Below are 15,353 nucleotides of genomic sequence, written 5' to 3' on the forward strand. Positions count from 1 at the left end.
ACTTTACATATTATTGAGCAGCAGCAATCGGCTGTCTGACGATTTTTACTTCATAGAATGAAATTTTATTGGAGACGATATATTCCGGAATTTCCCTACCGTGGGCATGCGACTCTTTAAAGGCGTCACTTTTTGTCCATGCATGGAAATCCTCTTTTTTCTCCCAACGGGTAACGACCGTAACCTCGTCATGTTCCTTCGTGTTTTCAGTCAGCAGCACTTCCAACCCCAAAAAGCCGCTCATGTACTCCACTTTACCGATCTTGTCGAAACGTTCGATCAGCAAATGGGCGTTTCCTTTCGTAATTTGCGATGTGTTTGTAATAATAATCATATTATAGCCTCCTAGAGTTTGATAATGTTTTTAAAGGGATAATGACAGGATAGTCGTCCTCAAATCTGACTTTCGCCTGAACGTTATAAATACTTTCCAAAAAATGCGATGAAATAATCTCAGTCGGTTTGCCCGTTTCCGCGATCCTTCCATTTTTCATGGCGATTATGTAGTCACAATAGTGGGCTGCCTGCTGGAGGTCGTGAAGCACCATGACGATGGTTATTCCGTACTCCCGGTTGATGGTTTGCAGCATTTCCATCAAATCCAGCTGGTGGGCAATATCCAGGAAAGTGGTAGGCTCATCCAACAACATAATCGTCGTTTTTTGTGCCAATGCCATAGCAATGCGTGCTTTTTGCTGCTCACCACCAGACAACGTATGGAACATCCGGTCCTCGTGTTTTTTGGTTCCGGTTGTTTGCATAGCCCAGTCCACAATTCCGTGGTCTTCGTCGGTCATGCGATCAAACAATCGTTTATAGGGAGCTCTGCCGTAAGCGACAAGCTCCTTGACTGTCATCTCGGGCAGCCCGTTTTTCGACTGGGTGAGCATGGCAACGGTTTGCGCCATTTCTGCCGATTTGTAAGTATGCGCCAGTTTGCCGTTTATCGTCACAGTTCCCGAATCGGCTTCAAGCAGCCGGGTTATGATTTTCAGCAGCGTTGATTTACCAGAGCCGTTCGGACCGACGATGGCAGTCACGTTTCCTTTTGGAATCGATACGGTGATATGCTGCAGCTGAAAAGCGCCTACATCAAGCTGGATTCGGTCAGTAAGGATTGCCGACATTATACGATTCTCCGTTTCTTGAGCAAATATAAAAAGAACGGGGCGCCCAGGCAGGCCAGCAGTATACCAACAGGAAGCTCCAGGGGATCGAACCATGAACGAGCGATCGTATCAGACAACACGACAAGTACGGCGCCTCCAAGCATCGACAGTGGCAGCAAATAGCGGTAATCCTCTCCTGTAAGCAGGCGGATAGCATGTGGCACCACTAAACCCACAAAACCGATAAGACCGGCAACACTGACAGCAATACCAGATAAAAAAGCAGCCAACAGGATTAGCAGGACTCTGTGCATCTCAATCTTCATACCGAGCAGCTTGGCTGAATCATCCCCCAGCAGCAGTAGGTTGGCCGATTTGATTGTCAGCAGCGACAGCAAAAGCCCAATGATCGCATACGGGGCCATAAATCCAAGATGGTGCCAGCTTCGTCCACTTAGTCCCCCTGCCAGCCAAGGCAAAACGGCCTGAACGCGATCACTGTAAAATACCATGATGCCGTTCATGACAGCCCCGAGCAGCGCATTAATTGCAACACCAGCCAAAATGATTTTCAGTGGTGACGAGCCTTTATCCCAGGCAAGACCGTAAATGAGCAGTGCAGTCGCAAAAGAGCCGACAAAGGCGAGAGGCGGCAGCAAATAGCTGAACTGTGGCAGTACGATCATAGTGATGACGGCTGCCAAGCCACCGCCAGCGGATACGCCGATAATTCCCGGGTCAGCCAACGGATTTCTCATCACACCTTGCAGCAGCGCACCGGAGACCGCCAGACATGCACCCGTTAAAATCCCAATTAATACACGGGGCAGCCTTAGATTCATGATGATTTTTTCGTGAATCGGTTGTCCGCCGTTGGTGAATACCGCCCATATGTCTCGAAGCGATATAGGTACCGAGCCATAGGTCAAGCCGTAGAAGGAGACAATGACAAGAAGAACGGGAATAACAATGATGATCAGCTTTCTTCTGGAGCTTCGCTGCTTTTGATTCATCGTTGTCACTTGGCCGCCTGCAGCCGTTTGCTCATCAGATCGAGTGCCTCGACAACTTTGGTGCCGGGATTCGTGCCGAACAGGTCAGCGGGAAGTATCTCAATATGGTTGTTCTTCACGGCATCTAGACTGCTCCAGGCCGCATTTTGCTGCATCTCTTTCATAAATCCATCCTTCACTTTCTCCGGGCTTCCATGGGTCATAATAACGATCAACTGCGGATTTGATTTCATCATCTTCTCAGTATTCATCTGCGCATACTGGGGATAATTGTCAAGCTTGGGGTAGTCTGCGGCAATATTTTCACCACCGGCAGATACGAGTATATCGCCACTTAATGAATTGTTAAGAGCGGCCATATAGGTGCCCGGTGCCCCATACACCATCAGTACCCTCGTTTTAGCTGTACTTGGAGTGGTTTTGAGCTCCTGCAATTTTTGATCAATGGCTTGAGTTAACTCCTTGGCCTTGTCTTCTTTCTGCAGCAGCTGACCGAACAAACCGATTTGCTTCTTGATGTCATCAATCGAATTGGCGCTGGTCAATACCATCTTGGAGCCTACACCCTCAACACCCGGTATATCTTTGGTGTTCAACGGATGATTACCGAGTACAACATCCGGACTGAGGAGCGCGATCTTTTCCAGATCAAGCCCGTGTGTGGAACCAACCTGTTCTACACTTTGGGCCGCTTGCAGCGCTGCGGGAACTGTTGCGGTTGGGCGTCCTACCAGCGTCCCCCCAAGCGCATAGACGATATCCATTTCACCGTTTGCTAGAGCGACAATTTTTTGAGGTGCGCTGGGAAAGGTTATGCTGCGGTCGGCAAAATCCTTGATAATTAGGTTACTCCCCTTCGATGGGGTAGAACCTTCTTTCACACCCGGCGCAGACCCAAGGTCCGCAGACGGAGCCGATGCACAGGCCGTTAGTCCGTTGAGGGCAGCGGCCAATACAAGCATCAGCAAAGGTTTTCTCATAAAAAAAGCGTCCTCCTATTCAGAATTCATTAGCAAAAAATTAGAACAAATGATAATATGGGAAACGAGTAGCGTTGCCCCTTCACAAGGAGAATGATAATCAATCTCATTATCGTTGTCAATCGTTTTGTGGCAATTTGTTCCAAATTTATATTGGTGGATATGGATTGACAAGGCAGAGCGTAGTAAGCTATCATCAAATTTGTATTATTTTTCCACTGGTATCATATTGTGAACATATGAGTACATAAGGGGGCTGATACCATAAATTCAAATCTGATAAACCGATTATCGGTTATTTTTTTGTGTTTACATTGATAATGATTATCGGTATCATTGAATTGAATCTACAGCCAAAAGTGAGTATTTATTAAGTTTTATTATCGAGAAGGAGATTAGATTGTGAAAACAAGTTGGCGATTGCAAATTGTATGCTTTACAGTTCTCAGTATGTTGATGTTGTTTAGTCTGCCTAAAGCGGAGGCTGCATTGGCGGATGGTACGTACACGTTAAATTACACGGTAACCAAAGCGGAAAATGATTCCGCATCGATGGCAAATGATTATTTCGAAAAGCCTGCAACTGTATTTGTGAAAAATGGCCAGATCGAAATGCAGCTTACTATCAATCACAGCAAATGGGTGACTCAGTTTAAGGTGCAGAACAATACGAGCTTTACAGATGCGAAAATCATTAGTAGTGACAGTGCTGAAGACAAGAGAGTCACCCGTTTTCAAGTTGCCGATTTGTCCAAGCCGATTATTTCAAAAATTCATGTGACTGTTGAATCCATCGATTATGACCATGATTATACGATTCGTTTTTTGGTGGACGAAAAAAGCATTAAAAGTGTAGCAGCGGACAGTTCAGCAGCCCCCAAGGCGGAAGCTCCGGCCACTTCGGCCTCAACAGCATCTCCCCAAAGCAATCCTGCAGCAGCTGTGCCCAGCGTAAGCACTACTGCTCCATCCAAGGTAGTGACTCCGGCACCAAAGTCACCAGTGGTCCAGGCTTCGTCGAAGGACTCGTCCAATAAAACTGCAGAAGCTGGTGACTCCACAGGCTCGCGTAGTCAAATAACAAATCCCCAGACTGGAGATACGGCTCCGGTTGTTTTACTGACTGTTCTGCTGTTATTGTCAGGTTTATACCTAGGGTATACAGTAAAAACAAGAAGATCCGGCAGGTAAATCAATAAAAAATTAATGATTGACATAATATTTTATTTATGTATAAAATTGGATTGTTGGTGGACGCTGTACACGTTATCGACGAAATGAGTAAAAGAGGTGCCTGCTTATAACGCGGTAATCAAGTACCTCAGTCGCAGAAGTTTTTTTTTACATCATTGTTGATAATGATTATCATTATCTTTAAACTTACTTTTCTGTGGCATCCATAATTGCATTCAGGAAAGGGGGATCGAAGAGGGAAATTCATTTGAAAGCAAGAATAACAGTTGCCGTCGTACATTCGTAGCAAATTAAAAACTAAACCAAATTATCTAAGGGAGTGTTTACTAATGATGAGATCCATGAAAAAATCCGTTGTATCGATGCTAGCTCTGTTCGTACTGGTGTTTGCTCTGGCTGTTCCTGCTTTCGCTGCTGCTTCCAACTATCAATTTTTGGATTCATCATTAAATCCTTCGTCTCATGCTAATTCGTTCACTTCGGACGCAGTTATTACCGGATCATCAGTTAAAGTCTCCTATGACAGCTCTGTTGTTACTGGCTTAAAGGTAGATAGCGGTTCTGGTTATGTAACACTTACTCCTGATACATCAGTATCCGGTGTCATTTCGTTCACGTTTACTGTTGCTGATTTCACTGAGAATCTGCCTGTGAAGCTTGGAGTTAATGCTGGTCCTCATAGTGGAGATATTGACTTATTTATTCAATGGTTGTAAGACTAATACGGTAGCTAATCAATAGCTGTAACCATGTAAGGGGTAAAGAATGGCTTGCAAGTATTGAAGCCGTTCTTTACTTATGATGTTATCCAGTTACACTAAGGTACGTTGGAATTTCGATTCATTTTGAAAATTGGATTTTTTCGCGTTTATGCCGGTAAGAGCAAGAGTCATATAGAACGACTTAAGGGGAGTAAATGAATTGACTAAACTATTTAAGAAAACAATGGCGATGCTGATTGCCTTCGTATTATTGCTGTCTACAATACATATAGGACCTGTATCGGTGGCGAACGCTGCGACTACAGTTGCAGATGGTGAATACCCGATTTCCTACCGATATATCAAGAACGGTACGTCGGAAACCTCGGCTGCTAACTATTTTATGATCAAAGACACAGGCAAATTAATTGTAAGTAATGGCAAGGCGAAGCTAGAGCATGAGATTAAGAAGACGGACTACACCACTTTTGCGTACTTTGGTTCGCGTATTGCAGGTAAGGATAAGGCAGTTATCAAAGAAGAGACGGGTAAAGTACCCGTAGTTACCGGTATGGAAGGCTATCAACCCGTAACAACTAAGCAGGCCAGTGATGTTAACAACATCATTGTACAGGTCGATGTTGAGGATATCGGGAAAGTACAGGATATTTTAATGCATATCGATGACAAGGAAAATATTTTTAATCTGAACCCCACGTATAACTATTGGTATAACGTGGGATTGGAATTGGATATCAGCAAACTGGAGACGACATCTACCGGAGACGTTGTTGACAAGGAAAGCTTGAAGCAATTGATTATACAAGCCCAATCGCTTTTTGATGTCGCAGTTACGAAATTGTTTGGATCAACGGAAGGAGGAGCAGGGAACGTTGTATCCGACAACGAATACGAAAAATCATTTTTGGCTACTACTCTTAACGGAGCTAATACTTTACTTTATCGCAATATTATAGACTCTACAAATGTTGTAAATGATATCAGTGCTACCACCAAAAATGTAACCGATGCATATGATGCCCTAAAATTAGCTATTGATAGAGTAAATAATTCGCAATACAAGGCTGTAACAGCGGGTATAATCGTTCTCGACTCGCTCAGTGCAACAGCTACTCGTTCAGTTTATTCCAATGAATTTAAGCAAACAGTAACCATGATGGAAATGGTGGGAAATAAGGCTGTTCAGACATCTCCTTATTTTAAAAGCTATTCTAACATTACTTTTGTAAATCCTGCGAATGAACCATCTGCAAAAATACCAACGCCTCTCGATGCAGGGTTGTTCGGCACTGCATTAAGCAATATTTATACTGTAAATTTAGTAAATAAAAGTTCTGATGCGCAAAATAGAACTTATCAAGTGTATTCTAGAAGTGGTGCTGCCGATGATACAAAATGGCAAGGCTTTACATGGTTGAACTACACAGTTAACAGTGTGACTAAAAATGTCTATATCAGCTACAACGCTGATCAGCTTACGGCTTTAAATGCTTCTATCACAGCTGCTAAGCAGTTAAGCAACTCCGCAGTGATAGGCATTGCAATGGGGCAATATCCGGCTAGTGCCAAAACCAAGCTGCAGCAGGCCATCGGTCTTGCAGAAATTGTTGGAAACAACCTAGCTGCTCAAAGGCCGCAAATCTTAAAATCTACATCAGATCTACAATCTGCAGTCGATGCGTTCAAGACCAGCGCTGTGCATACAATTTATTTCTCAGCCGTTCATGCAACCAATAACGCCTTTTCGACTGTAGGGAGCTATTTTATGAACCCGGCTACCTTAACAACCGAGGAAGACGGCTCTGTCTATGCCATCGTAACGATTAAGGATAGTAAGACGGTACCGGAATTCAAGATTAAGCAAAACGGTGAATTCGTGGAAACGACTCTTGTGAGTGCGGACGCAGCGAATAATACGAGGATAGTCAAATTCAAGGCAGATAATTTGTCCGCTCTTCTGGACGCTAAGGTGCGTGCAGTAGTACCAGCACAAAATTATGATCAAACCCATAGTATTCGTTTGAACTTTAACAATGTGGATAATAGTGCGCTATCGCAAGCTGTAACAGAAGCTTCCACCTTTAATAGAACAGCGTTAGCAGGTACTGAGCCTGGTAAGTATCCGGCAGTTGCTAAAGATGCTATACAAACAGCCATTGATGCTGCAAGTGCTGAAGCTTCCAACATTACGGGTACACAGGCTCAAACGGCAACAGCACTGCTCGCTTTGCAGCAAGCTTTGGCTAAATTCAAATTATCGGTTGTCGCTGCACCCGTTGAATTAGCAGACGGTGACTATCCGATTAACTTTACCATTTACAAAAAAGGCACCAATGAAAATTCCGTTATGTATGACTACGTTGATCGATCAAGCGGGAATCTTACAGTAGCTGGTGATAAAAGGTATGTTTCATTTGTTTTAAAGCAAAGTGCAGAAATCAAATCGTTTAAGACTGAGAATGCTGGCGTTTTGACGGAAACGGAAATCGTGAGTATTGATCCTGTTAACAACACCCGTTTGATTAAATTCGAAGTCAATAAAGACTTGACTAAGAGATTAAACGGCTGGGTTAAAATTTATTGGCAGGTGAATCCAACCTTTTTGTATGACAATGAGTATGATGTTGAGCTTGGGTTTAGCGATGCATTACCAGCAAGCGCACTGAATTCCCTGATTGCCAGCGTCCAGTCAGCACATGACGCAGCCATCGAGGGAAGTGCGGGTGGTCAATACCCGGCAGGCTCCAAAAGTACGCTGCTGGCAGCGATTCAACAAGCAAAGGATGTAGCTGCCAATTTGACGGCAACGCAGCAGCAGCTGAATGATGCCAAAACTGCTCTGCAAAGTGCATTCGAACAGTTCCAAGCATTGGTCATTAACGTATCGGGAACTTTGCCGGATGGGGATTACCAGTTGAGCTATAAGATTTATAAAAAAGGGACCGATGAGGCTTCCGTTATGTACGACTATGTAGACAAGACCAGCGGTAAGCTGACGGTTCAAGGCGGTAAAGCAATCGCGTCGTTCGAACTGAAGCAAAGCGCTGAAATTACCAGCTTCAAAACGAAACAGAATGGAGCACTAACTGAAGTGGTAGTGGTGAGCAGTGATGCAACGAAAAATACAAGAGTGGTACAATTCGAAGTGGCTGATTTGACAAAGCGGTTGGACGGCTGGGTCAAAATCTACTGGCAAGTAACACCGAGCTTCCTCTATGATCATGAATACGATGTGGAAATCGGGATCACGGGCATTACAATTGATTTGACGAAGCCAGTTAAGGACGGTCAATACAGCTTCGGATTCTCAGCTACTTCCGATAATCCTGGGGCGGCCCCGATAGGCAATTATGTGGAAAATGCGGGCAGCCTGAAAGTACAGAATGGTAAGAAAACAGCGACCTTTAAATTAAAAAGCGGTGTAACCGCCAAGAAAATTACGCAATACAACTCTGACGGAACCTTTAAGAAAGAGATTACACCGCAGTATGCAGCCAAACAGTCAGGTATAGTGAAAGTGTTGGCGAATGATACTACGACCAGCTTACAGCTGGAAGTCGATGATTTGACTGCTATATATGCTCTTGCACTGGCGGCTGCTGACGGAACAGAAACAACCTATAAGCTGCAGTTCAGCACTGTTTCTCCGGTAAGCGCGACTACACCGGATCCGGTTAATCCAGGTACAGGTGGTGTCGGTACCGGAGGAACGGGCGGCACAGGTGGTACCGGAGGTGGCGGCGGTGGTGTCGTGTCCAATCCGGTCCTTGACGGTAAATATACGGTAAACTATAAGATTTTAAAATATGAAACCGACCAACGTTCAGTGATGCAGGATTACGTAATCACACCAGGACTTTTGACCGTTCAGGGCGGCAAACAATATTTTTCATTCACGCTCAAGCAGAGCAAGGAGATTACCTCGTTTAAGACGGATAGCGGTGGTTCATTGACTGATGCTACTGTGATCAGCAGGGATGATGTCAACAATACCCGAGTTGTACAGTTCGAAGTGAAGGATTTGTCATCGAAGCTCAAAGGCTGGGTAAAAATCGACTGGGCGGAAATGAACTATTTTCACGAGTACGATGTAGATATTGCTTTTGATAAATCAAGCATGACGAAGGTCAGTGCAGATACAGTGCTTGGTGGCGGAGCGGGTGCGGCTGTCGCATCGCTCAAAGACGGTGAATATGATCTGGATTACAAAATGCTGCAGTACAAGAACAGCCTTGAATCCAAATATAGCAATGTAGTCGCGTATCCTGCCAAGCTCGTAGTCAAGGGCGACAAGAAAAGCGTGAAACTGACGATAACCAAGCATAAGCTGGTGGACGATTTCAAGGTAGAGGAAGATCAAGCTGTTGCTAACAAATCCGGTACCGAAACTACGATGCAAAAGGTACTTCAAGCGGCAGCAGTATTAAGCAAGGACGAATCGGCGGACTCACGCGTTGTCAGCTTTGAACCTAAGGACTTGACTGCGCCTATCCATGCTCAGCTTAGTCTCATTGTGCCTCATACAGAAGAAGAGCTGCAGAAGCACCAGGACGAGGTGGATAAAGCTCAAAAAGCGGAAGAGGGCTATATTCCGACACTAAAGAAAAAGGTTGAATTGGAAGATATCGATCTTGTGTTCGATATCGAGGCGCTTGGCAACAAGGTAAGTGCACAACCGGATCAAGCTGCAACTAACCCGAACGGTGGTACACTGCCAGCTTCTGGTTCCAGCTTTGGTGATCTTCAGAATCATTGGGCCAAGGCGTCCGTAGAGCGTGCCATATCACTTGGCATCGTCAACGGGTACGAGGATGGAAGCTTCCGTCCTAATGGTGAGATCAGTCGTGCCGAGTTTACTGTCATGATGGGTCGTGCACTTAAGCTGGAGGGCGGCGGTACAGAGCTCAACTTCGCTGATAACAATAACATCCCAGTATGGGCGAAGCCTTATTTGGAACAAGCGGTTGGAGCTGGAATTATTAGCAGCTATGAGGACCGTACATTCCGTGCTGATCGCAAAATTACACGCTCGGAAATCGCAGTCATGGTTGCACGTGCATTAAAGCTCCCACTTGATACCAATGAAGCACCAACATTTGCAGATGTAAGGCAAATTCCGGACTGGGCTTCTGCCCCGGTTGCGGCTGCAGCCAAGAAAGGAATCATTAACGGCAGGGATAACAACATTTTCGCTCCGCAGGATCAAGCGACAAGAGCGGAAGCTGTCACACTGATTCTGGCGATGTTGGATCACGCCAAGTAAGTCATAGAAGTTGAAAAGCGAATAGCAAGTAAACGGGGATACCGGAAATCCGGTGTCCTCGTGAATTTTAAACTGTAGGCGGGTCGATGACCGTTCTGCAGCGGTAAAGGAGACAAGAACTGGAATGCGTACAAGAATAAGCGCAGCATTAATCGCTCTTGTATTGTTAATAACCGCAGGCTGTTCCACAAATGATGTTGTATCGGAAGCAGTGTCCCCTGATGCCAAGAGTTCATCAGCACCATATCGCGTTATTGCGACAACCGTGGCGGCAACAGAAATGATGGATGCGCTCGGCGTTGATCTGGTGGGCATACCCAAGAGCTACAAAAGCTTGCCGAAACGGTATGAAGGTGTAACACAGGTAGGCAATCCGATGAGTCCCAATATGGAAGTCGTCAAATCGCTTGATCCTACAGACGTGCTGTCGGTCACGACACTCGAGTATGATTTGGCGCCTGTGTTTAAAAATGCCGGTGTCGGAGCGAACTTTATGGATTTGACCAGCGTTGACAAAATGAACAGTGCAATTCAGGCGCTTGGAAATAAATATGATCGCAAGGCGCAAGCTGACGCGATAATAGCGAAGTTTAATGACAAGCTTGCTGCCATTAGGAAACAAACTGAGGGTAAAAAGCAGCCTTCCGTCCTCATATTGCTGGGTGTTCCAGGCAGCTACCTGGTTGCTACGGAAAATTCTTATATCGGGGATCTTGTCAAGCTTTCAGGAGGCAAAAATATTGTTCAGGGTGAGAAGGTGGAGTATCTTGCTTCGAACACGGAATATTTGCAGAAGGCCAACCCCGATGTCATTCTACGTGCTGCTCACGGGCTGCCCGATGAAGTGGTCATCATGTTTGACAAGGAATTTAAGAAAAATGATATCTGGAAACATTTTGCAGCTGTACAGACGAACAGGGTGTACGATTTACCTGAGGAATTATTTGGTACTACCGGTAATTTAGCTGCTGTCCAGGCACTGGACGCCTTGATGCCGATGCTGTACCCATGAATACGAACGTTTACGATTTTGCCAATAAAGGAAGTTTGAAATGAGCAAAGCATGGTTGAGTATGATTATCGTCATCATTTTACTTGTGGCAGCTGCCCTTATATCAGCAACTACCGGCAGTATCAAGGTAGGGAGCATGGAGCTTATACAGGGCTTGTTCAGTGGAACAAATAAAAGTGTACAGATCATTAAAGATTTGCGGCTACCGCGAATTATTATCGCTGTATTCGTAGGCGCAGCCCTTGCAGTGTCTGGTGTGCTGCTGCAATCAGTTATGCGGAGCCCCTTGGCCGATGCCGGCGTTATCGGGATTTCTTCCGGAGCGGGTGTTCTGTCGCTGCTGTTTGTAACCCTGTTCCCGCAGTTCTTTTTTTGGCTGCCTTTGGCTGCCTTTATAGGAGGGGCTATCGCCTGTTTTCTTGTGTATTCCTTGTCCTGGAAATCGGGTTTAACCCCAATTCGAATCATTCTGGTCGGAATTGCGGTCAATGCAACCTTTACGGGTCTGGGGCAGTCGTTCAATTACAGAGGCAGCTATGCCGTTACGAGCATTAATCAGGCTACCACATCGGTTTTTGCGATGAAAACATGGGGCGATGTACAAATCATGGTCATCTATGGATCAATCGGACTGGTGTTAGCGATGCTGCTGTATTCCTGGTGCAACCTGCTGTCGCTGCAGGATAAATCCGCCCAGAACCTTGGCCTTAATGTAACGAAAGCACGTCTGCTGATTTCGATCGTAGCGGTGATGCTTGCAGCTGTCGCAACAGCCATTGGCGGTTTAATCGCCTTTGTAGGCTTGTTAATTCCACATATCGCCAGAATATTGGTAGGCTCTGACCATAAGCTGCTGATTCCTTTTTCGGCTCTGGCTGGTGCACTTCTTATTTTGTCAGCTGATACGCTTGGGCGTACCGCATTGGCGCCTTCGGAGGTTCCAGCTTCTATTATTATGACGGTAATCGGTGGACCTTTTTTAATATTTTTACTGAGAAAGAGTGGGCAGACTCATGGACATTAAAGAGGTCACATTTTCTTATGACAAAAAAAACGATCATCTGAAATCCGTGAGCAGCAGCATCGAGATCGGGAAAATCACCACGATTATCGGCACGAATGGATGCGGCAAGTCGACACTTCTTGGCATCATGTCCAATAACCATAAGCCCCGCAGCGGGAATGTGATTTTGGATGGCAAGTTCATTAACACGTACAAACCCAAGGAACTCGCCAGAAAACTTGCAGTTGTACATCAGCACAACGATGCTCCATCGGATTTAACTATTGAGAAGCTTGTCGGTTTTGGACGCCTGCCGCATAAAAGCATGTTTGCTCCCCATTCAGGTGAGGATACTGAAGCAGTCTTGCAGGCGCTGACCCGCACTAACCTGCTAGCCAAAAGGAATTTGACCATTGATCAATTATCGGGCGGAGAAAGGCAGCGAGTATGGATAGCGATGTCGCTTGCGCAGAGCACACCTTTTTTGTTTCTCGATGAGCCAACGACCTATATGGATATTTATTACCAATTTGAGGTTTTGAATTTAATTAAAAGTCTAAATGTAGATTACGGATTGACGATTGTCATGGTGCTGCATGATATTAACCAAGCAATCCGTTATAGTGACAGCATCATTGTGATGCAGAACGGACAAATTGTGATGAAAGGTTCACCAGCCGAGGTGATTTCCGTGGAGACGATCAAGCAAATATACGGAGTCGATGTTATTGTCAGAGAGGACACAGATGCCGGGTTGTATATGGTGCCGCTTGGCATTTAAGAAGGTGGCGCTGGAAATATGTACAAATCGGTTTATGTCTTGATGAGAACCGTAAGTGTTCACAGGGCACTGACTATACTGAGTTTGGGCATGTTTGTTTTTTGCCTGTTCGCGCTGGGTCGTATCTTTCTCGGCTATCAGCAGCAAGAAGAGCTGGCTGCACAGGCCAGACAAATTTACTACCAGCAAGTCGTTACGAACCGCGAAACGTTGGAGGATACTCGTATTGAAGCAACTGCAAAGGATGTGTCTGTTCCCGAGACTCGTCCTGCTTTTCGCGGCTTGCTGGATGTGAACACGGATACTGTAGGTTGGTTGAACATAGCGGGGACATCGGTCGATGATCCGATCGTTCAGGCGCAGGACAACGATTATTATTTGGATCGTAATTATAAAAAAGAAGCTTCCAGATCAGGCAGCATTTTTATGGATTATCGCAATACCATAATGGCGAATGACATGAACACCATATTGTATGGACATCGGATGAAAAACGGCTCGATGTTTGGGGCTCTGAAGGCTTATGGAGACCGCGATTTTTTCGATAATCATCGTACATTTCGTTACGATACGTTGTACAAAAGCTATGATGTCGAGATTTTTTCCTTCTATTATACGACGACCGATTTCAATTATATTGAAACAGCTTTTTCTGACGATACCGATTACTTGTCATTTTTGCACAGCATCCAGAACAAGTCGATATACCAAACGGATACCGTATTGAACGAACTGGAACCGATTCTTACTTTATCTACCTGTGATTATACGCTGGATGCTGTCGAGGGTCGGCTAGTCATTCATGGTGTGCTGAGAGAACGAACCATTCATTAGTTTTGAGGAGTGTTAACGATGAGTCATTCAATTAAAAAGATTATGTGTGGGATGTGTTTGGCATCGCTGTTGGCGATGGCACTACCTGTTGCGGGCTTGCCCGATTCAATTTCGTACGATAAAGCATTTGCTGCTGAGGTCGGTACAGGTGCAATAAAAGACGGAAGCTATAAGATCTCATATATGATTAAGAAATTTGGTACGGAACAGGCATCAGTGATGCAGGACTATGTGATAACACCAGGAACCTTAACAGTCGCTGGCGGTAAATATTACATGACGGTGACGTTGAAGCAGGGAAAACAAATTACCGCATTCAAAGTCGAGCATAACGGGACGCTGAAAGATGCGGAGATTGTCGGAACGAACGAAGCTAAGAATACAAGGGATGTGCGATTCGAGGTTACTGATCTAACCAAAAAGCTGAAGGCATGGGTAAAAATCGATTGGGCCGAGGTCAACTATTTTCATGAATACGACATTGAGATTTCCATTGACAAAGACAGCGCCAAGCTGATTGAAGGGGGCTCCGCTCCTTCATCTAAAGCAGATACTCCTGCTGGCTCAACTCCTATTGAACAGAAGCCCGTAGTTGATACCAACGTAAAAGCAAAGGATAGTGAACAAGCTGTGACTAAACCAGCTTTAAGCGATATTAACGGCCATTGGGCTCAGACTGCGATCGAACAGGCGGTAGCACAAGGGATTGTGAGCGGCTATGAGGATGGATCGTTCCATCCTGATGGGGAAATCAGCCGATCCGAGTTTGCTGTGCTGCTCGGCCGTGCTCTGAAGCTGGAAGGGAAAAAAGCGGAGCTCTCGTTCTCGGATCGCGCCCAAATTCCAGATTGGTCCCGGTCTTATCTGGAGCAGGCAGTCGGAGCGGGTATTATCGGCAGCTATGAGGATAATACGTTTCGACCTAACCGCAATATTGTCCGTTCGGAAATTGCCGTTATGATCGTTCGTGCACTCGGATTGCAGCGTGATACCAGCCAGAAGCTGGGTTTTGCCGATGAAGGAGATATTCCACAATGGGCATATGCGGAGGTTGCTGCCGCGTCCAGCAAAGGAATTATTAGCGGACGGGGCAATAATCTGTATGCACCCAACGCAGGAGCAACCCGTGCAGAAGCTGTTGCACTCTTGTTAGCACTCAGCAAGCTAAAATAAATCCCCTCCAGTGTCCAACGTCTGTTTCAACAGGTACTAAAAAAGCCATGTTTTTCTACATATTGTAGAAAAACATGGCTTTTATTCGGGTTGATTTAATTTTCGTGTTTTTCGATCCGATTGATGGAAAGCAGTGAGTTGGTATCTGACATAAAATTGTAAAATTCTTCTTCTGTTTCAAAGAGATACGTTTGATCTTCTGTCACAACAGTGAATAATGCATCTTCATTTAGCATCGTTCTCACACCTCCCCTGCCATAATTTACTAT

The 15,353-nt window shown here is 45.3% G+C and carries 13 protein-coding genes; 8 read left to right on the top strand and 5 right to left on the bottom strand.

What is annotated here, in order from left to right:
* Positions 1-10: 10 nt before the first annotated feature.
* From isdG to BK127_RS18435, 4 genes are read right to left on the bottom strand one after another with little or no spacing between them, the layout of a single operon-like run.
* On the bottom strand, positions 11-334 hold the full coding sequence (gene isdG, locus BK127_RS18420; protein ID WP_076232964.1) for a heme oxygenase: 324 nt from the start codon (positions 332-334) through the stop codon (positions 11-13).
* A gap of 1 nt (position 335) precedes the next feature.
* Positions 336-1,127 (bottom strand): ABC transporter ATP-binding protein, encoded by a 792-nt coding sequence (locus BK127_RS18425; protein WP_076232965.1) that lies wholly within the window; start codon positions 1,125-1,127, stop codon positions 336-338.
* A complete protein-coding gene (locus BK127_RS18430) occupies positions 1,127-2,122 on the bottom strand; it encodes a FecCD family ABC transporter permease (RefSeq protein WP_076233016.1) in 996 nt (331 codons plus the stop codon). The genes BK127_RS18425 and BK127_RS18430 overlap by 1 nt, the downstream gene beginning before the upstream one ends.
* Before the next feature lie 5 nt (positions 2,123-2,127).
* Positions 2,128-3,102: an ABC transporter substrate-binding protein gene (locus tag BK127_RS18435; protein ID WP_076232966.1), complete on the bottom strand. Its 975-nt coding sequence runs from the start codon at positions 3,100-3,102 to the stop codon at positions 2,128-2,130.
* A 402-nt stretch (positions 3,103-3,504) separates the two neighbouring features.
* Between BK127_RS18435 and isdC the strand changes: the two genes are divergently transcribed.
* The 8 genes from isdC (at position 3,505) to BK127_RS18475 (ending at position 15,084) form a co-directional block, all read left to right on the top strand.
* Positions 3,505-4,293, top strand: a complete 789-nt coding sequence (isdC, locus tag BK127_RS18440; RefSeq protein WP_083689393.1) for a heme uptake protein IsdC — start codon at positions 3,505-3,507, stop codon at positions 4,291-4,293.
* Between the two features lie 332 nt (positions 4,294-4,625).
* Positions 4,626-5,012, top strand: a complete 387-nt coding sequence (locus BK127_RS18445) for a hypothetical protein (RefSeq protein ID WP_076232967.1) — start codon at positions 4,626-4,628, stop codon at positions 5,010-5,012.
* 205 nt (positions 5,013-5,217) lie between these two features.
* Positions 5,218-10,281: an NEAT domain-containing protein gene (locus BK127_RS18450; protein ID WP_144026493.1), complete on the top strand. Its 5,064-nt coding sequence runs from the start codon at positions 5,218-5,220 to the stop codon at positions 10,279-10,281.
* Between the two features lie 124 nt (positions 10,282-10,405).
* Complete coding sequence (gene isdE / locus BK127_RS18455; RefSeq protein ID WP_076232969.1) at positions 10,406-11,293, top strand: heme ABC transporter substrate-binding protein IsdE; 888 nt, start codon at positions 10,406-10,408, stop codon at positions 11,291-11,293.
* 40 nt (positions 11,294-11,333) lie between these two features.
* Positions 11,334-12,317: a FecCD family ABC transporter permease gene (locus BK127_RS18460; RefSeq protein WP_076232970.1), complete on the top strand. Its 984-nt coding sequence runs from the start codon at positions 11,334-11,336 to the stop codon at positions 12,315-12,317.
* On the top strand, positions 12,307-13,077 hold the full coding sequence (locus BK127_RS18465; protein WP_076232971.1) for an ABC transporter ATP-binding protein: 771 nt from the start codon (positions 12,307-12,309) through the stop codon (positions 13,075-13,077). The genes BK127_RS18460 and BK127_RS18465 overlap by 11 nt, the downstream gene beginning before the upstream one ends.
* 42 nt (positions 13,078-13,119) lie before the next feature.
* Positions 13,120-13,911: a class B sortase gene (gene srtB / locus BK127_RS18470; protein WP_076233018.1), complete on the top strand. Its 792-nt coding sequence runs from the start codon at positions 13,120-13,122 to the stop codon at positions 13,909-13,911.
* Positions 13,912-13,929: 18 nt separating this feature from the next.
* A complete protein-coding gene (locus tag BK127_RS18475) occupies positions 13,930-15,084 on the top strand; it encodes an S-layer homology domain-containing protein (protein WP_076232972.1) in 1,155 nt (384 codons plus the stop codon).
* 95 nt (positions 15,085-15,179) lie between these two features.
* Here the strand turns inward: BK127_RS18475 and BK127_RS43745 are convergent, their stop codons facing one another.
* Positions 15,180-15,320, bottom strand: coding sequence for a hypothetical protein (locus tag BK127_RS43745; protein ID WP_179097526.1), 141 nt, complete (start codon positions 15,318-15,320; stop codon positions 15,180-15,182).
* Positions 15,321-15,353: the final 33 nt, after the last annotated feature.

Source organism: Paenibacillus sp. FSL H7-0331, from assembly GCF_001956045.1.